Consider the following 22,015-nt stretch of genomic DNA (forward strand, 5'->3'; position numbering starts at 1 on the left):
ATGAAGCTGGTTTCGGTGCGGCCGCCGAAGAATAGGTCAGGGCTCCTGCCTGAGGCGCGGCTGCGTCACGGCGTCGGCCAAAGCCGCAAGAACGCGTTCCTCGCTGACACCGCGTGTATCCTGGACCCAGCTCGGCGTCGAAATTGGCGGCTCGAGATAACGCACATGGTCGTTCACCGGGCCGGTCTCATAGGACCGGTTCGATCCGAAGATAAGCACGCATGGCCCGCCCAGGGCAGCGGCGGCATGGCAAAGCCCGCCATCAACGCCGAGGAAGACGGTCGAGGCGGCGATCTGGCACATGGCGTCGGTGATATCGGGCGTCGAGGTGAAATCGATCGCCTCCGGAAGCGCAGCCCGGATCTGGGCGGCGGCCTCGCGTTCCCGCGGGCCGCCGATGAGCCAGACCGACCAGCCGCGCCGGGCGTGATCCTTCGCTACCGCGATGAAACGCTCGGCTGGCCATGAGCGGAAATTGGTGAAAGCCGAGGTGTAAAGCGAAAGCGCTGGCCTAGCCGGATCGATGCCTTGCCGGGCACGCCAATCCGAAAGCTCCTCAGCCGAAACCGTCATTTTCGGTGCAGGAAGCCGCATGCCGTCGGCAGGCTTCTCGCCCAGCATCGCGATCGCGCAGACTTGCTCGAACAATCTCGTCTTGCGCGGACCGAACGCGACGAAGCTTTTCAGCCAACCGGCAGGCAAGCGGTTGATGATGCCGAACTGGAATTCCCGCGGATAGCCGATGCGTTCCGGAATGCCGGCCAGCCACGGTACAAGCGCTGCCTTGGTGCTGCTGGTGAGCATATAGGCTGCCTGATAATTCTCCTTGCGAAGCTCACGCGCCAGACCTGCCCGTTCTTTCAGCCCGGGCCTCCAGTGTTTCTCGACGAGCCAGGTCTTGCGGATATGCGGCATCAGCCGCGCCAGCGGCGCGGCGAGCGGCGAAGTGGCGACGTCGATCGGATGCCCGGGAAACCTTTCGGCAAGGACCTGGATTGCCGAGTGGCAGCGGATGAAGTCACCGATCGCCGGCAGGCAGAAGACGAGGATGGGACGCAACAAGCGCTACCTTTTCGATCCGGAACAATCGCCGCCAAAAGCGGACATGACGGTGATTTGTCACGGAAGCGCTTCGCCATCAAGGATGCGGGCATAGAGTTCCAGGTAGGCCTTCGCCGTCTTCTCGATCGGGAACCTGTCGGCAGCCGACTGGCGGCATCGTTGTGCCGACAGACTTCCAATCTCGGCAAGACCGCGCCCGAACTCCTCGTCGCTCTCGAAGAAGCGGCCGGTATCGGCATCGACGGTCTCCACGAGCGCGCCGCGCGGTGTGGTGAGCACGGGCGTGCCGCACAGCATGGCCTCGACCTGCGCCATGCCGAACGGCTCCTCCCAGGAGATCGGGTTGAGGAATGCCTTCGATTCACCCAGCAGGCGCAACTTATCCTGGCCATCGACCATGCCGTGAAAGCGATACCGAGCCGAAAGGCTCTTGAAGAAGACGCCTTCGCGGCGGGTTTTGCTGCGGCCAAGCAGCTTCCAGCGCGACCCGCCGGCGATATCGAGCGTGAAGTCGAATTTCTTCGCCAAGTGCACCGCCCGGTTCAGCCCCTTTCCGGCGCGCGCGATGGCCGCCATGAAGAAGAGGTGGTCGTTCTTCGAGGGCGCCAGCCGGTAGGCGTCGACCGGAAACCCGTTATAGACGAAGGTTTTGCGCCCATGCAGTTCGGCATGGCGGGCGCTGAGGAAGTTCCAGTTGGGCTGCGGCCGCGGGTAATCCGGAAGATGGCCGTGTTCGGTGTTGAGCGTCGGGAAGGGCACCTCGACCTTCCAGGCGTGGAGGTTGACGATCTGGGTATCCTGCGGGATCGCCGCCCGGCACTCTGCGTCGCTGACCGCATGCCGCACTTCGCACATCGGATGCGACGACCCCGGCGCGGCGATCAGGACGACATGGTGGCCGAGCCTGACCAGTTCGGTGACCAGCCATTCGACCTGGCGCTGCGTTCCGCCATAGCCCTTGGCCGGAATCAGGCTCTGGGCTGCAAGGGTTATCCGCATTTCTTGTCGGTGCAGCTTGTCACAGCGGGATGTTGTCGTGCTTCTTCCAGGGGTTCTGCATGTCCTTGTTGCGCAACATGCGCAACGCCCGCGCGATACGGCGCCGGGTCGAATGCGGCATGATCACCTCGTCGACATAGCCGCGTTCGGCGGCGACGAAAGGCGACAGGAAGCGATCCTCGTAAGTCTTTGTATGAGCAGCGATTTTCTCAGGATCGCCGATATCCTTGCGATAGATGATCTCGACCGCGCCCCGGGCACCCATCACCGCGATCTGCGCCGTCGGCCAGGCATAGTTCATGTCGCCGCGCAGGTGCTTCGACGCCATCACGTCATAGGCGCCGCCATAGGCCTTGCGGGTGATGACGGTGATCTTCGGCACGGTCGCCTCGGCATAGGCAAAGAGCAGCTTGGCGCCATGCTTGATCAGCCCGCCATATTCCTGCGCGGTGCCCGGCAGGAAACCCGGCACGTCGACGAAGGTGACGATCGGAATCGAAAAACAATCGCAGAAGCGCACGAAGCGCGCCGCCTTGCGGCTGGCGTCGGAATCGAGCACACCCGCCAGCACCATCGGCTGGTTGGCAACGAAGCCCACCGTGCGGCCCTCGACGCGGCCGAAGCCAGTGACGATGTTCTTGGCAAAACTCTGCTGGATCTCGAAGAAATCGCCTTCGTCGGCGACCTTCAGGATCAGTTCCTTGATGTCATAAGGTTTGTTGGCATTGTCTGGGATCAACCGGTCGAGTGACATGTCGTGATCCGTGACCGACTGGTAGCACTCGATCTCGGGAATCTCGGCCGTGTTGGATGCCGGCAACAAATCGACCAGCCGGCGCATCTGCAGAAGCGCCTCGACGTCGTTGTCATAGGCGCCATCGGCGATGGAGGATTTGGTGGTGTGGACGGACGCGCCGCCGAGGCTTTCGGCGGTCACCGTCTCGTTGGTCACCGTCTTCACCACGTCCGGCCCGGTGACGAACATGTAGGAGGTGTCGCGCACCATGAAGATGAAATCGGTCATGGCGGGCGAGTAGACGTCGCCGCCGGCGCAAGGCCCCATGATCAGCGAGATCTGCGGGATGACGCCTGACGCAAGCACATTGCGCTGGAAGATCTCGGCGTAGCCACCGAGCGCCGCCACGCCTTCCTGGATGCGCGCGCCGCCGGCATCGTAGAGGCCGATGATCGGCGCGCGATTGCGCAGCGCCATCTCCTGGACCTTGATGACCTTTTCGGCATGCGCCTCCGACAGCGAGCCGCCGAACACGGTGAAATCCTTGGCGAAGATATAGACCGGGCGCCCGTTGACGGTGCCCCAGCCGGTGACGACGCCGTCGCCGGCGATCTTGGTCTTCTCCATGCCGAAATCGGTCGACCGGTGCTCGACATACATGTCGAACTCCTCGAACGAGCCCTCGTCGAGGAATATCTCGATACGCTCGCGCGCGGTGAGCTTGCCCTTCTTGTGCTGCGCCTCGATGCGGTCCTTGCCGCCGCCCATGCGGGCAATCTCGCGGCGGCGCTCGAGTTCCTTCAGCACGTCTTTCATCGCCGGTCCCCAAAACGGATAAGTGATGTGTGGTAATGGCGGGGGCAGGGCAGCGCAAGCACCCTTGTTTTGCTGCATTGCAACATGACGCCCTTGCATTTCACAGCGAACTGGGCCATATGCGGCGGTATAGGCGCTTGGGCCGGGATATCCGGCCTTCTCGACGAATGAGACTGGTTGCGTCTGTTTTCCCTCTTTCCGGCAAATCGGCCCAGGTCGATCGGCAAGCTGGCGAAAAAGCCCCGTGGCATGATGCCTGCGGGCACGACAGCGCAGCCGCGCGGACAATCATGTCCGCCGCCTTGTCGTTCCATGACAATTTATTCGACGGCAGGTTGCGCCCTGCCGGCATCGATGTTTGCGGCCAGAAGCCGCGTGAAAGAAGATTATTTTGACCAACGAAAACAATGCGGAACTGAACGGTTTCGCGGCACTTGGAATATCGGGTGCGCTGCTCAAGGCGACCCACGCGGCCGGCTTCACTGATCCGAAGCCGATCCAGACGCAGGCGATCCCGCCTCAGATGGAGGGCGGTGACATTTTCGGCATCGCCCAGACCGGCTCGGGCAAGACAGCGGCCTTTGCACTGCCGATCCTGTCGAAGATCATCGGCCTCGGCACCAAGCGCCGGCCGAAGACGGCGCGTGCGTTGATTCTGGCGCCGACCCGCGAGCTCGCCGTGCAGATCGAGGACACCATCAAGATCTTGGCCAAGGGCGCGCATGTCTCGACCGCGCTGGTGCTTGGCGGCGTCTCGCGCTTCAGCCAGGTCAAGAAGGTTGCCCCCGGCGTCGACATTCTGATCGCCACGCCCGGCCGCCTGACCGACCTGGTGCGCGAGGGCGACCTCATCCTCGCCGACACCAAATGGCTGGTGCTGGACGAAGGCGACCGTATGCTCGACATGGGCTTCATCAACGACGTCAAGCGCATCGCCAAGGCGACCGCGCCGGACCGCCAGACGGTGCTGTTCTCGGCGACCATGCCGAACGAAATCGCTGAACTGGCAAAGGGCCTGCTGAAGAATCCGATCCGCGTCGAAGTCGCGCCGCAGAGCACGGCGGCGGCCGAGATCGTGCAGAGCCTGATCCTTGCCCGCACCAAGCAGAAGCGCCAGGTACTGTCCAAGATGCTCGCGGACGAGGCGATGAAGTCCGTCATCATCTTTTCGCGCACCAAGCACGGCGCCGACCGGGTGACCAAGGACCTCGATCGCGACGGCTTCAAGGCTGCCGTGATCCATGGCAACAAATCGCAGAATGCCCGTCAGAAGGCGCTCAATGATTTCCGCGACGGCTCGGTTCGCATCCTGGTCGCGACCGATATCGCGGCGCGCGGCATCGACGTGCCCGGCATCAGCCATGTCGTGAATTTCGACCTGCCGGACGAAGCGGAAAGCTATGTCCATCGCATCGGCCGCACCGGCCGCAACGGCAGGGACGGTATTGCGATCACGCTGTGCGATCCCTCGGAAAACGCCAAGTTGCGGCAGGTCGAGCGCATCATCCGCATGAAGCTGCCGGTCGTCGCAGACCATCTCGGCAGCCCGGATCCGCAGCGCGACCCCAGGGAAAAGACCGATCGTCATTTCGAACCGGCCAACGACCGCGAGCATCACGGCGCCCGTCGCGATGGCCGCCGCCCCGGCAACGGTGGCGACAACAAGCGCTTCGGCGGCAAGCCGCAGGGCGAGCGCGCTCCGAAGCCGCATGGCGAACGCCCGGCTGCCGCCAAGCCGAATGGCTCGAGCAAGCCTGACGGCTTCAAGCGCTTCAAGGGCAACAACAAGCGCCGCTTCGGTGGCAAGCGTCCGGCGACCCGGGCTGCTTGAGCCCAGCAGGACCACAGGAACAGAAACGGCCGGAGCATCGCTCCGGCCGTTTTCATTTCACCGTGTCGATTTCACTGGCCCGACTTCACTGACTTGACTGTTGCTGCATCAGCGCCTTCACCCACACCACGATACGCTGGGTAAGAAAGGCCGTAGTCTGCGGCGACAGCACATCGCCAGCAATGACGTGATTGTCCGGATCGCCGGTGTCGTCGACCGGCACCAGCTCGTGCGGACCGCCCCAGCGCCCGGCGATCTCGCGGGTACGGTCGGGCCGCACCACCTTGTCGGAATCCGAGAAGATGAACAGGGCAGGGATCTTGGCCCTCTCGACCGGCGCGGCATAGGCGAGCTCGGTGAGCGCGGCCATCGGCAGCACTGCTTTCATGGGGTATCTGGTGGTCCAGAATTTTTCGTGAAGCGGGTTGCGCGCCGGGAAACTGCGCTCCTTGCCGCCAACAAGCTCGGCGAGCTGCCGGCCCCAGGGCATGGTCAGCAACTCGGCACCGGAGGCCTTGACGCCGAAATTGGGTGAGATGAACGCGATCGCGGCGACGCCGTCCGAAGCGCCCGGTTGGGTTGCGGCCCATGCCGCCAGCGAGCCGCCAGTCGAGGTCCCGATGACGATCACCTTGTCGCCGATGGCGCGGCCGATGGCCAAGGCCTCCTCATAGTCGTTGATCCATGCATTGACGCTGCCTTGCGCCATTGCCGCGCCGTCCTGGCCGTGGCCGGTCAGACGCGTGTAGAAGAGATTGGCGTCCAATTCATCCGCGATGTCGTCCGGCAAGGGGCGCACCTCGCCCTTCGAGGCGGAGAAGCCATGGATGTAGACGATCGCCAAAGGCGTCTTGGCGTGGACCATCGGGTTCGCCCAGATGATCTCCTTGTCGAGACCTTCGCGGATGTTGGGGACGGCAGCCTCTTCGTGCGCCAGATAGGCCTGCGGATCGTCGCCGATCGCCGACGGATTGAACCGGATTGCTGTGTCGACCGGCACGCGCGGACCAAGGAAGAAACCGGCTACCAGGACGACTGCAAGGCCAAGCACCGCAAGCACGATCCGCCGCCCCATTACAGTCTCCAAGCAATGATTCTCAACCTATGGCCGTACCTGCCGACAGGCAATCGCCGTTCGCCGGCTTATACCGCCTTGTCGCGGGATGGACCTTTTTCGCCGGGCTGCCTGCGATCGAAATGCAACGGCCGCGCCCACCAGTGGGTCGTGAGCCCGATGACGAAGCGGCCGATCGGCCGCGGCAGCAGGCCAAGCAGCTTCAACGGCCAGCTTATGTGGTACGGGAAGGTGACTTCGAAACTGCCCTTCCTGATGCCGCGCGCCATGCGGCGTGACGCGCGATGCACGGGCATGAGGCCCGGCATCGGCAGCTTGTTCTTTTCGGTCAGCGGCGTGTCGATGAAACCCGGATTGATGACCTGGACGCGGATATTCATCTTGTCGAAGTCGTATTTCAGCGACTCCGCCAGGATGTTGATCGCGGCCTTGGTGCCGCCATAGGCCGCCGTGGTCGGCCAACCGGAATAGGCGGTGACCGATCCGACCAGGACGACATGGCCGCGTCCGCGCACGCGCATATGCTCGACGACGGGCACCACGCCGTTGACGATGCCGAAATAGTTCACGGCGAAGGAGCGATGGAAATCGCGCACCACCAGGTTCTCGCCGGGGGTGGCGATGTAGTTGCCGGCGTTGAAGACGGCGAGCACGATCGGCCCCATCTGCTGTTCGATGGCGGCGGCCGTGCGCGCCATGCCGTGTTCGTCGGTCACGTCGCAGGGAAAGGACTTCACATGTCCCGACATCTGCGCCGTTTCGACGATCAGCGTGTCGGCCGGATCTTCCGGCAGCGATGTCACCGCGACGGCATAGCCTTGATTGGCGAGATCCTTGGCCAACGCCCGGCCAAGGCCACTGCTGCCGCCCGTGATCCAGGCGACACCGTCTTTCGGATTGGCCCGGTAAAGTGCCATGGAATGTCCTGCGAATGTTCTGGTTTGCTCTAGCGGTGGAGAAATCGGTTGAAAAGAGCGGTTTTGCACCTGACGTTGAAATGATCGCGAGCATTGCACCATCCGGAATGCGACTGGACCAGGCAAAATCTTGCCTTGAAACCGCGGCGTCCGGTTTTTAGGGTCTCGCCGCACACATGAAGGAATCTCGCATGCCCCGTTCTGTGATCGAAGCGATCGGCAACACGCCCCTGATCCGGCTCAACAAGGCCTCGGAAGCGACCGGTTGCGAGATCCTCGGCAAGGCCGAGTTCATGAATCCAGGGCAATCGGTGAAGGATCGGGCGGGCCTGTTCATCATCCGCGATGCCGAACAGCGTGGGCTCCTGAAGCCCGGCGGGCTTATCGTCGAAGGCACTGCCGGCAACACCGGCATCGGCCTGACGCTGGTCGCGAAGGCGCTCGGCTACCGCACCGTGATCGTCATTCCTGACACGCAGAGCCAGGAAAAGAAGGACGTGATCAAGATCCTTGGCGCGGAGCTGATCGAGGTGCCGGCCGTGCCCTACAAGAACGCCAACAATTACATAAAACTGTCGGGCCGCCTTGCCGAGCAACTGGCGCGCTCCGAACCCAACGGCGCGATCTGGGCCAACCAGTTCGACAATGTCGCCAACCGCGATGGCCATGTCCGCACGACCGCGCAGGAAATCTGGGCCCAGACCGGTGGCAAGATCGACGGCTTTGTCTCGGCCGTAGGCTCCGGCGGCACGCTCGCCGGTGTCGCGCTCGGGCTCAAGGGTAAGAGCAAGGATGTCAAGATCGCGCTCGCCGATCCGCTGGGCGCCGCGCTCTACAGTTTCTACACCAGCGGCGAACTGAAATCCGATGGCAGCTCGATCACCGAAGGTATCGGCCAGGGCCGCATCACCGCCAATCTGGAAGACTTCACGCCGGACTTCTCCTACCAGATTCCGGACGAGGAAGCGTTGCCGATCATCTTCGACCTGATCCAGGAGGAAGGGCTCTGTGTCGGCGGCTCGACCGGCATCAACATCGCCGGCGCCATCCGGCTGGCGCGCGAGCTCGGACCCGGCCATACCATCGTGACAATCCTTGCCGACTACGGCACGCGCTACCAGTCCAAGCTCTTCAATCCGGAATTCCTGCGTAGCAAGAACCTTCCGGTGCCAGGCTGGATGGAAGAAAAGGCCGACATTTCCGTGCCGTTCGAAAAGGTGGCGTGATGGCCCACAGGACCGAGGCGCTGTTTCGCGACGACGCCTATCAGAAGACGGCCGAGGCCGAGGTCGTCGCGATCAACGACCGTGGCGGCATCCTCCTCGACCGGACGATCTTCTATGCAACGTCCGGCGGGCAGCCGGGCGATATCGGCATGTTCGAGCGGACCGACGGCGGCCGCATTGCGATTGCCGCCACCATCACCGGCGAGACCAAGGATGAGATCATCCATGTGCCGGCACCGGAGCAGGCGCTGCCCGCTGTCGGCGAAAGGCTGAAGCTCTTGATCGACTGGGAGCGGCGGCACCTTTTGATGCGCATGCATTCCGCCTGTCACCTGCTGACCGTGGTCTGTCCGTTTCCGATCACCGGAGCAGCGGTCGCCGAGGATGACAGCCGCGTCGACTTCGACATCCCCGACGCCGGCTTCAGCAAGGAGGATGTGACCGCAAGGCTGATGGAACTGGTGCGCGCCGACCATCCGATCTTCACCCGGCTGATCACTGACGAGGAGCTCGCCGCCAATCCCGGCCTGGTCAAATCGAAGAACGTGCGGCCGCCTGTCGGCACTGGCAAGATCCGCCTGGTCTGCATTGGCGACAATGGCGCGATCGACAGCCAGCCATGCGGCGGCACGCATGTGAAGTCGACTGGCGAGGTCGGTGAGATCCACATCGGCAAGATCGAGAAGAAAGGCCGCGAGAACCGGCGCTTCCGCATCCGCTTCGGACCGATGCCGGCGAATTGACGCTCAAAGAGATCGAGCATGATGTCGCCCGAAAACCGCTTCACACTTTTCGGCATCATGCGATAAGGCGAGGCGGGCAGGGAGAACAAAAAATGGCGCAGGACAGCCCTTTCATCGTCGACGCCGATTGGCTGGAAAAGAGGCTTGGCGAGCCCGGCCTCACCATCATCGACGCTTCCTGGTATCTGCCGGCGCAAAAGCGCGACGCCCGCGCCGAATACGATGCCGCCCATATTCCCGGCGCGCGCTTCCTCGACCAGGATGCGGTTTCCGATCCGGATTCGAAACTGCCGCACACATTGGCCTCGCCGCAGCACTTCGCCCAATATGTCGGCGCCATGGGCGTTTCGGCCGACGACACCATCGTCGTCTATGACGGCCCAGGCCTGTTTTCGGCGCCGCGCGCCTGGTGGATGTTCCGCGTCATGGGCGTCTTCCAGGTCTACATCCTGAACGGCGGCATCGACCGCTGGAAGGCCGAAGGGCGCCCCGTGACGGCTGAGCCGACAAAGATCGCGCCAAGCGTCTTCCACGCCGATTTCGACGCGGGCCGGGTTGTCGGGCTCGACGAGATGCGCAGGATCGTCAGCGGGCGGCAGAGCCAGATCGCCGACGCGCGTTCGGCCGGCCGCTTTGCCGGGACCGATCCGGAGCCGCGCCAAGGCGTCCGTTCGGGCCATATGCCTGGCGCGCATAATGTTCCGATCACGGCGCTTGCGGAGAATGGCGAGTTGCTGCCCAAGGACCGCTTGCGCAAGGTGATCGAGGATGCCGGCATCGACCTCTCCAAGCCCGTTGTCACGTCCTGCGGCTCAGGCATCACGGCGGCGGCGATCACGCTGGCGCTGGAGACGCTCGGCCATACCAACAACCGGCTTTATGATGGTTCCTGGACAGAATGGGGCGGTCTCAGCGACACGCCGGTGGTGACGGGGAAAGAATGATGAAAAATGGCGCGCTGCAAGATATCGATGTCACGGTCACGTTCCTGGAGATGCATGCGGCGCCGGCGGTTTCGCCGCCAATCCCCTACAACCGCCAGATCGCGCTGCTGAAGACGAAAGACATCCCGCTCCATTTCTACCGCTATCTGATGGATCGCGTCGGACGCAAATGGCACTGGGTCAATGTGCTGAGGCTGAGCGACGAGGAGCTTGCCGCCGGCCTGCACCGCGAGGATCGCGACATCAGGGTGCTCTATCTCGATGGTGCCCCCGCCGGCTTCTTCGACCTCAAGCCGCATCTGCCGGACGAAGTGGAGCTCGCCTATTTCGGCATGATGGAGCATGCGCACGGCCAGGGCATCGGCCGCTGGTTCCTTGGCGCGGCGATCTCGGCGGCCTGGGCGCATGGACCAAGGCGCGTCACCGTGCAGACCTGCACGCTCGATCATCCGGCGGCTCTTCCACTCTACCAGAAGCTCGGCTTCACGCCCGTGGCGCAGAAGAAGGAAGTGGTGCATCCGCTGACCTTCGCCGAGCGGTCGGCCAGCGTCATGCGTGGCTAAGCTGTTCAAGTAAAAGCCGTAACGGCCACCGGCTGAACACCTCGTTCATCGCCGCTTCAGACTGTCTTTGCCATTGTCCCGGCCGCATTGCGAGGCCGAGCTTATAGGAGAAAGACATGTTGAGCCGACGTACATTCGCCGTAGCCATGATCGCGGCAATTGCCATGCCGAGCCTGGCGTCCGCGCAGGCGACCACGCCTTCGGCCGCAACGATCGAGCGCCAGCTCGACGCCGCGCCCAGGCAAAAGCTGCGCCCGAACGAGCGCGTCACAATTCGCGAGTTCAAGCGCCGGCCCGATCTGCGGCGCATGGCGCGCTCGATCGACATCCAGTCGATCAATTTCGAGTTCGGCTCGGCCGCCATTGCCCCTTCGCAATACGGCAAGGTCGAAATCATTGCCGACGCGCTCCACCGCATCCTGCGGCGCGACCGCGGCGCCCGCATCCTGATCGAGGGTCACACCGACGCCGTGGGTTCTTTCGGTTCGAACCAGCTCCTGTCCGAACGCCGCGCCGCATCGCTCAAGCGCACGTTGGTGGGTGAATTCGGCGTGCCGGCCTACGCGCTGGACACCGTCGGCTATGGCGAGGAATTCCTTCTGGTGCAAACCCAGCAGGAGAACTGGCGCAACCGCCGCGTGACGCTGCGCCGCTTCGACGACTTCGTGCGGTGAAGCTGAGCCGATAACGCCGATAACGGGGCTCGGCCATTTAAAAGCGGCCGGGCTCTTTCACATGCGCATGCCGTCAGTCAGGAATCGGGTGGGAGACACTGTCGCGCAGGCATAATTTCCGGACATCGACACCGGAGATTTGCCATGAGCATCCAGTTCAAAGCCTTGCCGACCGAAGCCGTGCGCGCCCTGCAGCGGGGAGGGCCCGATGCCTACGGCCGCACTCCGGAGCACCAAGTCTCCGACGGCGACGGCGTGCCCTGCAGGCACTGCATGAAGAACGTCGCCGCGGGCGAAGGCTACCTGATCGTGGCTTACCGGCCGTTCCCTGAACTGCAGCCTTATGCCGAAACCGGCCCGATCTTTCTGCATGCCGAGGAATGCGAGCGCGCCGCCGAGGGTGATGCGCTGCCGGAGATGCTTGCAAGCAGCGACTATATCGTCAGGGGCTACGGCGAGGACGATCGCATCGTCTATGGCAGCGGCGCTGTCACGCCGACCGGCGAGATTGCCACCCGCGCGCAGACGCTGTTTGGGCGCGACGACATCGCCTACATCCATGTCCGCTCGGCCCGGAACAATTGCTATCAATGCCGCATCGAGCGGGCATGACCCGAAAAAAAGAAGCCCGCCGATGGTCTAGCGGGCCGTTGGAGGGTCTGACAGAAGCTGTCGGCCAAGTGCTGTCCGGGCCGGACTTGTCCGACCCGGCAGGCTCAGGCCGCCAGTAACGGTCCGTCTCTAGGCGTCTTTCTTGCCGAGTGAATGTGAAGCATTTCACACAACGGCGCATATTGGCGGGAGGCGAGAAAAGGCGCATTTCAAGACTGTCGTATTCCCGTCGCACTCCTTTGCTAGAAAGCAGTTGTTGATGATTTGCCGACCGCGGATGGACCGGCGGCAGTCGCGACATTCGAGGAAGCGGGGCTTTTGCTCCGCTTTTTTGTTGCCCGGATTTCTTGGCGCGACCAGTTTGCGCGCAAGAAAAAGCCCGCCGGAATGACCCGGCGGGCGACTGAAGGAAATCTCTGCGAATTTATCAGGCGGCAAGAACCGCCTTCGGCTCGACCATTTCGTAGCCGAGGGCCTCGGCGACGGCGCGGTTGGTGATCTTGCCCTTATGGACATTGAGACCGTTGCGCAGGTGATGGTCGTCGACCAGCGCCTTGAGGCCCTTGTCGGCAAGCTGCAGACCGTAATGCAGCGTCGCGTTGTTGAGCGCGTGCGCCGAAGTGACCGGCACGGCGCCGGGCATGTTGGCGACGCAATAATGGATCACGCCGTCGACCTCATAGGTCGGATCGGCATGCGTCGTGGCATGCGAGGTCTCGAAGCAACCGCCCTGGTCGATCGCAACGTCGACAAGGACCGAGCCCTTCTTCATGCCGGAAAGCATTTCGCGGGTGACGAGCTTGGGCGCGGCGGCGCCCGGGATCAGCACGGCGCCGATGACGACGTCGGCCGAGAAGCATTCTTCCTCCAGCGCTTCGACGGTCGAGTAGCGCGTATGCACGCGGCCACCAAAAATGTCGTCGAGCTGACGCAGGCGCGGGATCGAGCGGTCGATGATGGTGACGTCGGCGCCGAGGCCGGCCGCCATCTTGGCCGCATGCAGGCCGACGACGCCGCCGCCGAGCACGGTGACCTTGCCGGGCAGCACGCCGGGCACGCCGCCAAGCAGCACGCCGCGGCCGCCATTGGCCTTCTGCAGCGCCGTCGCGCCGGCCTGGATCGACAGGCGGCCGGCGACTTCCGACATCGGGGCGAGCAGCGGCAGGCCGCCGCGATCGTCGGTCACGGTCTCATAAGCGACCGCGGTGACGCCCGAGGCGAGAAGACCCTTGGTCTGCTCCGGATCGGGAGCGAGGTGGAGATAGGTATAGAGGATCTGGCCGTCGCGCAGCTGGACCCATTCGTTGGGCTGCGGCTCCTTGACCTTGACGATCATGTCCGACTTGGCGAACACGTCGGCGGCCGTCTTGGCGATAGTCGCGCCGGCGGCGCGATAGGCGTTGTCGTCGGCGCCGATACCGGCGCCAGCACCGGTCTCGACCAGCACTTCATGGCCATGCGCGACATATTCGCGGACCGAGCCGGGCGTCAGGCCGACGCGATATTCATGGTTCTTGATTTCCTTGGGGCAGCCGACACGCATCTTTTTCTTCTCCTGTCCGCGCCCTTCAAGGGGCGCTCTCCCTGTCATTGGTGCATGCCAATGGCTCCGAACTCGGAGGTGGACACGCAGTAACCGCAGTCAACCACGAATCGTTGCGTATGTGTTTGCGAATGCACTTGCGGCAACGGTCGCTCTTCGATAATCGTTGCGCGAAATCACTGGAAATTCGCAGGAACCACGAAAAATGCCGCTCGACAGGATTGATATCGCCATTCTGGAGACTTTGCAGAAGGATGGCCGGATTCCCAACGCGGCGCTTGCCGAGAAGGTCGGCCTTTCCCAATCGGCCTGTTCGCGCAGGCTCGACAATCTGGAGAAGTCCGGAACCATCCGCGGCTATCATGCGCGGCTGTCCAATTCCGCGCTTGGTCACCAGATGACGGCGATCGTGCACATATCGCTGTCGGGGCAATTCGAGAAGACGTTGTCGGATTTCGAGGCGGCGATCAAGCGCTGCCCGAACGTGCTTTCCTGCCATTTGATGTCGGGCGAATATGATTACATCCTGCGCATCGCGGCGAAGGATCTCGTCGACTATGAGCGCATCCACAAGGAATGGCTGTCGGCCATGCCGCATGTGACGAAGATCAACTCGTCCTTCGCGCTGCGCGAGATCGTCGATCGCACGGCGGTCGGGCTACGGCCCGAGATGGCCTAGTATCCGGACATAACCAGCAGGAGGCAGCGGCCGCGATATGACAGAAAGAATCACCATGGCCGAGTCATTGCCGGCAACAGCCGTCGTCCGCGTCTCGCGCGCCAGCTTCGACCCGAGCCGGTACGTTGAGGTCGACGCCGCGAGCAAGAAGACTTCGGAGTACATAATCCCGGCCATCAGGCGGCTGCCGGGGCTTCTTCATTTTTACGCAGGCGTGTCGCCGAAGGGCTCGATCGTGCAAGTCAGTGTCTGGGACACCGACGAGCATGCGGCGCAGCTGGATCGATTGAAGGAAATGGTGGTCGACGGCCGCAGGGATATGGAGGCGGTGGGCGTGACGTTCACCCCGATTTTCAACTATCCGATCGACTGGACCTGGACCGTTTGACCGGGGCCTGGCCGGCGCTAGGCGGTCATCGCCTCCGTCACCACCTCGCTCATCGGAATGTCGTGCGGCTGCGGGTAGATGGTCGCAATGCGCTGCAGTTCGTAGCCGACGCCGATGACCAGCGGCCTGAACGGCATGGCCGCCAGCGTGCGGTCGAAGAAGCCACCGCCATAGCCCAGCCGATAGTTGCCGGGATCGATGCCGACGATGGGCGAAATGACGATGTCGGGCAGCACCGGATCGCCCTCGGCCGGGATCGGAATGTTCCAGACGCCCTTTTCCAGCCGGTCGCCCGGTTTGTAGGCGCGAAACACCAGCGGCTGTCCCTTCTCGATGACGACGGGCAGCGCGGTGCGGCCACCGCGATCGTTGATCGAGGCCATCCAGCCCCGCAGATCCGGCTCGCCGCGAAACGGCCAGTAGAGGCTGACCATCCGGCCTTCTATGTCTCCGATCAGCGTGTCGAGGCCGTCCGCGATGCGCGCCGACATGGCTACGCGCGCATCGGCTGAGACGGCAAGGCGGGCATTGATGAGCCGCTCGCGCTCGGCCTTGCGCCAGCGTCTGACATCCGTCCAGTCTAAGAGCGGCTCCCGGTATTGCGGGTCGAGTTCATGCATGAAGCAGGGCGGCGAGGCGTATTGCGCCAGCCCTTCGTCGTCGTGGTTGTCGGCCATGCTTGGCTCCTGTCGTTTGTTCGACGCTATACCTGCGCCGGGGCAGTCGCATGTGGATTCACGACGCCGCGCGACGACTCCCGGGCATGGTTATTGCCCGATTCAACGTTGTTGCAGCGCACAAAAACACTTACATCATGGACGGCAATTGCACCTGGCGAGGTGGAATGAAATGAGCGAAACCGAGCATAAAGTCGTTGTCGTCGGCGCCGGCTTCGGCGGCCTCGAACTCACCCGCGCGCTGGCTGGATCTCCGGTGCGCATCACCATGATCGACAAGCGCAACCACCATCTTTTCCAGCCGCTGCTGTACCAGGTGGCGACGACATCACTGGCGACCTCGGAGGTTGCCTGGCCGATCCGGCATCTGCTGCGCAACCGCAAGGACGTCACGACCCTCCTGGGCAACGTCACCGGCGTCGACCGCGCCGGCAAACGCGTGCTGTTCGAGGACGGCGGCTCGGTTCCCTACGACACGCTGGTGCTCGCCACCGGCGCGCGCCATGCCTATTTCGGCCATGACGAATGGGAGCCGTTCGCGCCGGGGCTGAAGACGCTCGAGGACGCCACGACGATCCGGCGCCGCATCCTGCTCGCCTTCGAGCAGGCCGAGCGCGAAACCGACCCCGCCAAGCGTCAGGCGCTGCTGACGCTGGTCATCGTCGGCGGCGGACCGACTGGCGTCGAACTCGCCGGCACCATCGTCGAACTCGCGCATGACACGCTACGCGGCGAGTTCCGCCACATCGACACACGCCAGGCGCGCGTCGTGCTGATCGAGGCCGGCGACCGGATCCTGGCCAATTTCGCGCCGCAGCTTTCCGACTACGCCCGCAAGGCGCTCGAGCGGCTCGGCGTCACCGTCGAGCTCGGGCGTCCGGTCACCAGGCTCGACGCCCAAGGCGTCGTCTTCGGCGACAGGCATCTGCCGGCAAGGACGATCATCTGGGCGGCCGGCGTTGCCGCTTCGCCGGCGGCCGAGTGGCTGGGGGTGCCGGCCGACCGGGCGGGACGGGTGATCGTCGAACCCGACCTCACTGTGCCGGGCAATCCCGACATCTTCGTCATCGGCGACACCGCGCATGTGCTGCGTCCAGATGGAAAGCCGGTGCCGGGCGTGGCGCCCTCGGCCAAGCAGGAAGGCAAGCATGTCGCCGCGACGATCAAGGCGCGGCTCGCCGGCGACACGGCAACGCGTCCTTTCCAGTACCGGCATGCCGGCGACCTTGCGACGATCGGCAAGCGCGCCGCCGCCATCGATTTTGGCTGGATCAAGCTCACCGGCTGGCTCGCCTGGTGGCTCTGGGGCATAGCCCACATCTATTTCCTGATCGACTTCCGCAATCGCCTGGCGGTCTCGCTTAGCTGGCTATGGATATATTTGACTGGCCAGCGCAGCGCGCGCCTGATCACCCAGGGCGACGACGACAAAAGCTGATTTCCTCGCCGTCGCCTGCTTCATCGACGCGTCACCTTCTCGTGATCGAAAGGCTTTTCCGCGCGCGTGGACTCAACGTGTCTTCAGCGCCATGCTCCATGGCTGGGGCAGGGGTCGTCGCGTTGTCGAAGAGGAGAAGAAAATGTCACGGCTGCCCGTCTCCCGTCGCGGATTTTCCCGCCGCGAATTCCTGGCCAGCGCCGCTGCCGGCGCGACGCTGATCATGCTGCATCCGTTCTCAGCCCGCGCCGCAGCCAACCAGGCGCATCTCAGGATCATGGAGACGACCGACATCCATGTGAACCTGCTGCCTTACGATTACTACGCCGACAAAGCGAACGATACGATGGGCCTGTCGCGCACTGCCTCGCTGATCGACGCGGTGCGCAAGGAAGCCGCGAATTCGATGCTAATCGACAATGGCGACCTGCTGCAGGGCAGCCCGATGGGCGATTACATCGCCTACGAGAAAGGCATGAAGGACGGCGACCTGCACCCCGTCATGAAGGGCATGAACCTGCTCGGCTATGAATGCTCGACGCTCGGCAACCATGAGTTCAATTACGGCCTGTCCTTTCTCGATAAGGTGTTGGCCGGCGCCAATTTCCCGTTCGTCTGCGCGAACCTGATCCGCGGCACCACGCTTGCCACGAACCCGCGCGACGACAAGCTCTATCTCAAGCCCTATGTCATCCTCGACAGGAAGATCAAGGACGGGTCAGGGGCCGAGCAACCGATCAGGATCGGCGTCATCGGCTTCGTGCCGCCGCAGATCATGGTCTGGGACCTGAAGAACCTCGAAGGCAATGTCCAGACGCGCGACATCGTCGAGGCGGCCAAGGCCTGGGTGCCTCAGATCAGGGAAGAAGGCGCCGATATCGTCATCGCGCTCTCGCATTCCGGCATCGATATCAAGCAGGGCGACAAGATGGAGAACGCCTCGTTCTTCGTCGCCGGCGTCGAGGGCATCGACGCGGTCTTCACCGGCCACCAGCATCTGGTCTTCCCCGGCAAGAAGGATTTCCAGGCGCTCACGGGCGTCGACACCGAGAAGGGCACGCTGCAGGGCAAGCCGGCCGTCATGGGCGGCTTCTGGGGGTCGCATATGGGTCTGATCGACCTGCTTCTGGAGCGCGACGGCTCGAAATGGCGGGTGGTCTCGGCCACCTCCGAGGCGCGGCCGATCTATGAGCGCGTCGACAACAAGAACAAGGCGACGGTCGGCGACGACAAGCGCATCATCGCCGCGCTCGAGCAGGACCACGAGGCGACGCTTGCCTATGTCCGCCGCCCCGTCGGCAAGACATCGGCGCCGCTCTATTCCTATTTCGCTCTCGTTGCCGACGATCCGTCCGTGCAGATCGTCAACCAGGCGCAGACCTGGTATCTCAAGGACATATTGAAGAGCACGGAGTGGAAGGACGTGCCGCTGCTCTCGGCGGCCGCACCCTTCAAGGCGGGGGGCCGCAACGGCGCCGACTATTATACCGACGTTCCCGCGGGCGATATCGCCATCAAGAACGTCGCCGACCTCTATCTCTACCCGAACACGGTGCGTGCCGTCGAAATCACCGGCGCCGATGTGAAGGAATGGCTGGAGATGTCCGCCGGCATCTTCAACCATATCGAGCCGGGCAAAGCGGATCAGCCGCTCATCAACACCGACTTCCCATCCTACAATTTCGATGTCATCGACGGCGTCAGCTACAGGATCGACCTGTCGCAGCCGCCGAAATACGATGCCAAGGGCGGCGTCGCGAACGCCGGCTCCAATCGCATCATCGACTTGAAATTCGACGGGAAACCGATTGATCCGGCAGCGAAATTCGTCGTTGCCACCAACAATTACCGCGCTGGCGGCGGTGGCAATTTCCCCGACATCAATGCCTCGAAGATCATCTATGAGGCGCCGGACACCAACCGCGACGTGATCGTGCGCTTTGTCATCAGCGAGGGCACGATCAACCCGTCGGCGGACGACAACTGGTCCTTCGCGCCGCTGCCCGGCACCAGCGTCGTCTTCGAGACCGGACCGGGCGCCAAGGATTTCATCACCGACGTGAAGTCCTTGAAGATAGAGCCTGACGGCGAGGGCGAGGCAGGCTTCGCCAAATACCGCATCACGCTGTGATCCGGCGCTACCGGCTGTGCGGTCTGGCTAGAGCTGGCCGCGCACCGGGCGCGGCCCTATCGTCTTCCGCTGGCGCCAAAGCGGCCCCGGCAAAAAGCAGTGAACTGGCAAAATCGCGCCTTTGCCACTCTGGTTCCGGCCGTCCACATGCGATAGTTTTAGCCATGCGTTATGTGATCGTCATCGCCGCCATCACCTTCTTCCTGCTCTGGGACGGCCTCTACAATCGCGGTCACTACCTCGACGTGACCGTGCGGGAAGTTTCGCGCATCGTGCGCTACGTTACCGGGTAAGGTCTCGCCGCTTCGCATCGCGGCGCGACATCGTTGCCGGTTGACGCCCTGGCATTGCTCCCACAGAAACACCGCTGAACCGAAGACCAGGGAGGCTGGCTTGATCCGGCACATCGTTTTCTTCAGCGTGCGACGCAGGGAAGATGTCGAGGCTGTACGCTCGGGCCTGCTGGCGCTCGGCAAGATACCTCACTCGAAGCATTTCGAGGTGGCGCTCAACACCAAGGTCGATCTGTTTTCCAACGCGATCGATGTCGTCGTCTATGCCGAGTTCGAGGACGAGGCGGCCCTTGCCGCTTACAAGGCGCATCCGATTTACGCGGACACGACCAGCAAGGTGAAGCCGCTGCGCGAACTGCGCTATTCGGCGGATGTCGTGGCCGCGGCCTGAGCCGACAGAGCACGCTCCATTGGTCCGCCGCTCTTGAACCTCAGGCCGGAATGGGGCACACCGCGCCGGCATGATCAAAAGCTCCGCCCATCCGCTCGACCATCTCGTGCTGCCAACCGGAAGCCTTGATGCCGCTCGAACGCGTCTGGCCTCGCTCGGCTTTGTCGTCGCGCCGACAGGCATCCACCCCTTCGGCACGGAGAATGCCTGCGTCTTCTTCGCCGACGGCACCTATCTCGAGCCGCTGGCGTTGGGAAATGAACAGGCGACGGGACAAGCGGTTGCGGCCGGCAATGTCTTCGTAGCGCGCGACCGCCTTTATCGCGAGCGGCTGGGCGAGGAGGGTTTTTCCGCCGTCGTGCTTGGAACCGGCAATGCCGATGCCGACCATACGCGCTTTGTCGAAGCCGGCCTGTCGGCCGGCGACATGCTGGGTTTTTCACGCGCCTTCACCGATGCGAACGGCAAGAGCGATACGGCGTCGTTCAAGCTGGCCTTCGCGGTCGGCAAGGAGGCGTCGGACGCATTCCTCTTCGCCTGCGAGCGCGTCAACGCGCCGAAGATCGATCGCACGGCGCTCCAGGCGCACGCCAATGGCGTGACCGGCATCGTCGAAGTGGTTGCGGTTAGCGGCACGCCTTCTGCGCAGATCGGGCTGATCTCGATCGCCGCCGGCGCGAGTGCCGACGACCTCGGGACGGGTGACACGGTGCGGCTGCCGAACGCAATCCTGAGCGTCGTCACGCCCGAAACCTACCTGCAGCGCTTCGGCCTTGCGGCCAAGCCGTCGCCGCATTTGCGGTTTGAGGCGATTATCTTCTCGATCCGCGACAAAGCTTCTGCCGCACGCACGCTTGCGGCCGGCGCTGTCGATCACAACATGAGCGACGATGATATCGTCGTTGCGCCGGCGCCCGGGCAGGGTGCCGCCTTCATCTTCCGGGAGATCCCATGAACAAGCCCCTGGCGCCCAATGCATCGGTAACCGTCGGCAACGTCGTCTTCGCCAACAATGCGCCGCTGTCGCTGATCGCCGGCCCGTGCCAGCTTGAATCGCGCCAGCACGCTTTCGACATGGCCGGCGCGCTGAAGGAGCTGACGGAACGTCTGGGCATCGGCCTCGTCTACAAGACCAGCTACGACAAGGCCAACCGCACCTCGCTGTCGGCGACGCGCGGCGCCGGCCTCGATGCGGCGATGCCGATCTTCGACGATCTGCGCAAGGAGTTCGGGCTCCCGGTGCTGACCGACGTCCACACCGAGGAGCAATGCGCTGTTGTAGCCCCGCATGTCGATGTCCTGCAGATCCCGGCCTTCCTGTCGCGCCAGACCGACATGCTGGTCGCCGCCGCCCGGACCGGCAAGGTCGTCAATGTGAAGAAGGGCCAGTTCCTGGCGCCCTGGGACATGAAGAACGTGGTCGCCAAGATCACCGGCTCCGGCAACCCGAACGTGCTGACCACCGAACGCGGCGCCTCTTTCGGCTACAACACGCTGGTCTCGGACATGCGCGCGCTGCCGATCATGGCCGAGATCGGCGCTCCGGTGATCTTCGACGCGACCCATTCCGTGCAGCAGCCGGGCGGGCAGGGCGGCTCCTCGGGCGGTGAACGTCGTTTTGTGGCGACGCTCGCGCGCGCGGCGGTTGCCGTCGGCGTCGCTGGCGTCTTCATCGAAACCCATCAGGATCCCGACAACTCGACATCTTCGGATGGCCCCAACATGGTGCCTCTCAAGGACATGCCGGCGCTGCTGGAAAAGCTGATGGCTTTCGACCGCATCGCCAAGGGCCACTGACCCCGACGCACCAGATGGATTCTGCGTCGGCTTGTGGTTGCATTAAGCCGGCGCTACGCTCGTTTTCGTAACTGAGCGTCTTGGCAGGAGGAAGCCATGTCCGTTGCCCGCGTCACCGAAATCACGTCGTCGTCCAAGAAGAGCTTTCAGGATGCCATCGAGAAGGGCATCGCACGCGCCGCAAAGACCCTGAAGAACGTCGAGGGCGCCTGGATCCAGGACCAGAAAATCGTCGTCGAGGACGGCAAGATCGCTGCCTACCGCGTCAACATGAAAGTCACCTTCATCCTCACCGACAACTAAGCAGCAAGCCGGAACTTTCGTCCGAGCCCCTCATTGTCAATGTATCGCAACGACAAAGAGGAGCACCACCATGACCACCCCGTCCGGGCATACCGAAGCCATTGCCGCCTCGCGCGTCATCGGCACGTCTGTCTACAACACCGAAGGCAAGAGCATCGGCAGCATCGAGGACGTCAT

The 22,015-nt window shown here is 63.4% G+C and carries 24 protein-coding genes; 17 read left to right on the forward strand and 7 right to left on the reverse strand.

What is annotated here, in order from left to right; translation table 11 throughout:
• Nucleotides 1-36: 36 nt before the first annotated feature.
• From waaF to RFM52_RS24395, 3 genes are read right to left on the reverse strand one after another with little or no spacing between them, the layout of a single operon-like run.
• Nucleotides 37-1,062, reverse strand: a complete 1,026-nt coding sequence (waaF, locus tag RFM52_RS24385; protein WP_320297954.1) for a lipopolysaccharide heptosyltransferase II — start codon at nt 1,060-1,062, stop codon at nt 37-39.
• A 57-nt stretch (nt 1,063-1,119) separates the two neighbouring features.
• Nucleotides 1,120-2,061: a glycosyltransferase gene (locus RFM52_RS24390; protein WP_320297953.1), complete on the reverse strand. Its 942-nt coding sequence runs from the start codon at nt 2,059-2,061 to the stop codon at nt 1,120-1,122.
• Between the two features lie 19 nt (nt 2,062-2,080).
• On the reverse strand, nt 2,081-3,613 hold the full coding sequence (locus RFM52_RS24395; protein WP_320297952.1) for an acyl-CoA carboxylase subunit beta: 1,533 nt from the start codon (nt 3,611-3,613) through the stop codon (nt 2,081-2,083).
• Between the two features lie 391 nt (nt 3,614-4,004).
• Here RFM52_RS24395 and RFM52_RS24400 point away from each other — a divergent pair, with 391 nt between their 5' ends.
• Complete coding sequence (locus tag RFM52_RS24400; protein ID WP_320297951.1) at nt 4,005-5,444, forward strand: DEAD/DEAH box helicase; 1,440 nt, start codon at nt 4,005-4,007, stop codon at nt 5,442-5,444.
• Between the two features lie 85 nt (nt 5,445-5,529).
• Here the strand turns inward: RFM52_RS24400 and RFM52_RS24405 are convergent, their stop codons facing one another.
• Nucleotides 5,530-6,519 (reverse strand): alpha/beta hydrolase, encoded by a 990-nt coding sequence (locus RFM52_RS24405; protein WP_320297950.1) that lies wholly within the window; start codon nt 6,517-6,519, stop codon nt 5,530-5,532.
• A 68-nt stretch (nt 6,520-6,587) separates the two neighbouring features.
• Nucleotides 6,588-7,436 (reverse strand): SDR family oxidoreductase, encoded by an 849-nt coding sequence (locus RFM52_RS24410; RefSeq protein ID WP_320297949.1) that lies wholly within the window; start codon nt 7,434-7,436, stop codon nt 6,588-6,590.
• Between the two features lie 191 nt (nt 7,437-7,627).
• On the opposite strand from RFM52_RS24410, the gene RFM52_RS24415 reads away from it, so the two are divergent.
• The 6 genes from RFM52_RS24415 to RFM52_RS24440 all read left to right on the forward strand — a co-directional run bounded on the left by RFM52_RS24415 (nt 7,628) and on the right by RFM52_RS24440 (nt 12,198).
• Nucleotides 7,628-8,662 (forward strand): cysteine synthase A, encoded by a 1,035-nt coding sequence (locus tag RFM52_RS24415; RefSeq protein ID WP_320297948.1) that lies wholly within the window; start codon nt 7,628-7,630, stop codon nt 8,660-8,662.
• Nucleotides 8,662-9,405 (forward strand): alanyl-tRNA editing protein, encoded by a 744-nt coding sequence (locus RFM52_RS24420; protein WP_320297947.1) that lies wholly within the window; start codon nt 8,662-8,664, stop codon nt 9,403-9,405. Before RFM52_RS24415 ends, RFM52_RS24420 begins: the two co-directional genes overlap by 1 nt.
• A 92-nt stretch (nt 9,406-9,497) precedes the next feature.
• Nucleotides 9,498-10,349 carry a 3-mercaptopyruvate sulfurtransferase gene (sseA, locus tag RFM52_RS24425; protein ID WP_320297946.1) on the forward strand — a complete coding sequence of 284 codons (852 nt, stop codon included), beginning with the start codon at nt 9,498-9,500 and terminating at the stop codon, nt 10,347-10,349.
• Nucleotides 10,349-10,912, forward strand: a complete 564-nt coding sequence (locus tag RFM52_RS24430; protein ID WP_320298077.1) for a GNAT family N-acetyltransferase — start codon at nt 10,349-10,351, stop codon at nt 10,910-10,912. Before sseA ends, RFM52_RS24430 begins: the two co-directional genes overlap by 1 nt.
• Before the next feature lie 116 nt (nt 10,913-11,028).
• Nucleotides 11,029-11,586, forward strand: coding sequence for an OmpA family protein (locus RFM52_RS24435; protein WP_320297945.1), 558 nt, complete (start codon nt 11,029-11,031; stop codon nt 11,584-11,586).
• A 144-nt stretch (nt 11,587-11,730) separates the two neighbouring features.
• The gene (locus tag RFM52_RS24440) at nt 11,731-12,198 is read left to right on the forward strand and encodes a DUF1203 domain-containing protein (protein ID WP_320297944.1); all 468 of its coding nucleotides are present in this window, start codon (nt 11,731-11,733) and stop codon (nt 12,196-12,198) included.
• 427 nt (nt 12,199-12,625) lie between these two features.
• Here RFM52_RS24440 and ald read toward each other — a convergent pair whose 3' ends face one another.
• A complete protein-coding gene (ald, locus tag RFM52_RS24445; RefSeq protein ID WP_127879861.1) occupies nt 12,626-13,741 on the reverse strand; it encodes an alanine dehydrogenase in 1,116 nt (371 codons plus the stop codon).
• Nucleotides 13,742-13,946: 205 nt separating this feature from the next.
• Here ald and RFM52_RS24450 point away from each other — a divergent pair, with 205 nt between their 5' ends.
• Nucleotides 13,947-14,420 (forward strand): Lrp/AsnC family transcriptional regulator, encoded by a 474-nt coding sequence (locus tag RFM52_RS24450; RefSeq protein ID WP_040994689.1) that lies wholly within the window; start codon nt 13,947-13,949, stop codon nt 14,418-14,420.
• 55 nt (nt 14,421-14,475) lie between these two features.
• The gene (locus RFM52_RS24455; RefSeq protein WP_320297943.1) at nt 14,476-14,808 is read left to right on the forward strand and encodes a hypothetical protein; all 333 of its coding nucleotides are present in this window, start codon (nt 14,476-14,478) and stop codon (nt 14,806-14,808) included.
• A gap of 17 nt (nt 14,809-14,825) precedes the next feature.
• On the opposite strand, the gene RFM52_RS24460 is transcribed toward RFM52_RS24455, so the two are convergent.
• The gene (locus RFM52_RS24460; protein WP_320297942.1) at nt 14,826-15,485 is read right to left on the reverse strand and encodes a 5-formyltetrahydrofolate cyclo-ligase; all 660 of its coding nucleotides are present in this window, start codon (nt 15,483-15,485) and stop codon (nt 14,826-14,828) included.
• 172 nt (nt 15,486-15,657) lie between these two features.
• Between RFM52_RS24460 and RFM52_RS24465 the strand changes: the two genes are divergently transcribed.
• From RFM52_RS24465 to RFM52_RS24500, 8 genes are all read left to right on the forward strand, one after another.
• A complete protein-coding gene (locus RFM52_RS24465; RefSeq protein ID WP_320297941.1) occupies nt 15,658-16,923 on the forward strand; it encodes an NAD(P)/FAD-dependent oxidoreductase in 1,266 nt (421 codons plus the stop codon).
• Nucleotides 16,924-17,065: 142 nt separating this feature from the next.
• Entirely contained in the window at nt 17,066-19,054 is a 1,989-nt protein-coding gene (locus RFM52_RS24470) for a bifunctional 2',3'-cyclic-nucleotide 2'-phosphodiesterase/3'-nucleotidase (protein WP_320297940.1), read from the forward strand.
• A 164-nt stretch (nt 19,055-19,218) separates the two neighbouring features.
• The gene (locus RFM52_RS24475) at nt 19,219-19,347 is read left to right on the forward strand and encodes a hypothetical protein (RefSeq protein ID WP_320297939.1); all 129 of its coding nucleotides are present in this window, start codon (nt 19,219-19,221) and stop codon (nt 19,345-19,347) included.
• A 100-nt stretch (nt 19,348-19,447) separates the two neighbouring features.
• The gene (locus RFM52_RS24480; RefSeq protein WP_320297938.1) at nt 19,448-19,738 is read left to right on the forward strand and encodes a Dabb family protein; all 291 of its coding nucleotides are present in this window, start codon (nt 19,448-19,450) and stop codon (nt 19,736-19,738) included.
• A 70-nt stretch (nt 19,739-19,808) separates the two neighbouring features.
• Nucleotides 19,809-20,693 (forward strand): VOC family protein, encoded by an 885-nt coding sequence (locus tag RFM52_RS24485; RefSeq protein ID WP_320297937.1) that lies wholly within the window; start codon nt 19,809-19,811, stop codon nt 20,691-20,693.
• Nucleotides 20,690-21,535: a 3-deoxy-8-phosphooctulonate synthase gene (gene kdsA / locus RFM52_RS24490; protein WP_320297936.1), complete on the forward strand. Its 846-nt coding sequence runs from the start codon at nt 20,690-20,692 to the stop codon at nt 21,533-21,535. The genes RFM52_RS24485 and kdsA overlap by 4 nt, the downstream gene beginning before the upstream one ends.
• A gap of 96 nt (nt 21,536-21,631) precedes the next feature.
• The gene (locus RFM52_RS24495) at nt 21,632-21,838 is read left to right on the forward strand and encodes a dodecin family protein (protein ID WP_112099570.1); all 207 of its coding nucleotides are present in this window, start codon (nt 21,632-21,634) and stop codon (nt 21,836-21,838) included.
• Between the two features lie 70 nt (nt 21,839-21,908).
• The coding region (locus tag RFM52_RS24500; protein ID WP_320327875.1) for a PRC-barrel domain-containing protein at nt 21,909-22,015 on the forward strand (107 nt) is incomplete at its 3' end.

The sequence above is a fragment of the Mesorhizobium humile genome, from assembly GCF_033977215.1.
Taxonomy (GTDB): Bacteria; Pseudomonadota; Alphaproteobacteria; order Rhizobiales; family Rhizobiaceae; genus Mesorhizobium; species Mesorhizobium humile.

Bases quoted from the DNA above. Each gene is read 5' to 3' on its own strand.
- RFM52_RS24390 (WP_320297953.1), bottom strand. From the start codon at position 2,061: ATGCGGATAACCCTTGCAGCCCAGAGCCTGATTCCGGCCAAGGGCTAT.
- RFM52_RS24395 (WP_320297952.1), bottom strand. From the start codon at position 3,613: ATGAAAGACGTGCTGAAGGAACTCGAGCGCCGCCGCGAGATTGCCCGC.
- RFM52_RS24405 (WP_320297950.1), bottom strand. From the start codon at position 6,519: ATGGGGCGGCGGATCGTGCTTGCGGTGCTTGGCCTTGCAGTCGTCCTG.
- RFM52_RS24410 (WP_320297949.1), bottom strand. From the start codon at position 7,436: ATGGCACTTTACCGGGCCAATCCGAAAGACGGTGTCGCCTGGATCACG.
- RFM52_RS24415 (WP_320297948.1), top strand. From the start codon at position 7,628: ATGCCCCGTTCTGTGATCGAAGCGATCGGCAACACGCCCCTGATCCGG.
- RFM52_RS24420 (WP_320297947.1), top strand. From the start codon at position 8,662: ATGGCCCACAGGACCGAGGCGCTGTTTCGCGACGACGCCTATCAGAAG.
- sseA (WP_320297946.1), top strand. From the start codon at position 9,498: ATGGCGCAGGACAGCCCTTTCATCGTCGACGCCGATTGGCTGGAAAAG.
- RFM52_RS24430 (WP_320298077.1), top strand. From the start codon at position 10,349: ATGAAAAATGGCGCGCTGCAAGATATCGATGTCACGGTCACGTTCCTG.
- RFM52_RS24435 (WP_320297945.1), top strand. From the start codon at position 11,029: ATGTTGAGCCGACGTACATTCGCCGTAGCCATGATCGCGGCAATTGCC.
- RFM52_RS24440 (WP_320297944.1), top strand. From the start codon at position 11,731: ATGAGCATCCAGTTCAAAGCCTTGCCGACCGAAGCCGTGCGCGCCCTG.
- ald (WP_127879861.1), bottom strand. From the start codon at position 13,741: ATGCGTGTCGGCTGCCCCAAGGAAATCAAGAACCATGAATATCGCGTC.
- RFM52_RS24450 (WP_040994689.1), top strand. From the start codon at position 13,947: ATGCCGCTCGACAGGATTGATATCGCCATTCTGGAGACTTTGCAGAAG.
- RFM52_RS24455 (WP_320297943.1), top strand. From the start codon at position 14,476: ATGGCCGAGTCATTGCCGGCAACAGCCGTCGTCCGCGTCTCGCGCGCC.
- RFM52_RS24460 (WP_320297942.1), bottom strand. From the start codon at position 15,485: ATGGCCGACAACCACGACGACGAAGGGCTGGCGCAATACGCCTCGCCG.
- RFM52_RS24465 (WP_320297941.1), top strand. From the start codon at position 15,658: ATGAGCGAAACCGAGCATAAAGTCGTTGTCGTCGGCGCCGGCTTCGGC.
- RFM52_RS24470 (WP_320297940.1), top strand. From the start codon at position 17,066: ATGTCACGGCTGCCCGTCTCCCGTCGCGGATTTTCCCGCCGCGAATTC.
- RFM52_RS24475 (WP_320297939.1), top strand. From the start codon at position 19,219: ATGCGTTATGTGATCGTCATCGCCGCCATCACCTTCTTCCTGCTCTGG.
- RFM52_RS24485 (WP_320297937.1), top strand. From the start codon at position 19,809: ATGATCAAAAGCTCCGCCCATCCGCTCGACCATCTCGTGCTGCCAACC.
- kdsA (WP_320297936.1), top strand. From the start codon at position 20,690: ATGAACAAGCCCCTGGCGCCCAATGCATCGGTAACCGTCGGCAACGTC.
- RFM52_RS24495 (WP_112099570.1), top strand. From the start codon at position 21,632: ATGTCCGTTGCCCGCGTCACCGAAATCACGTCGTCGTCCAAGAAGAGC.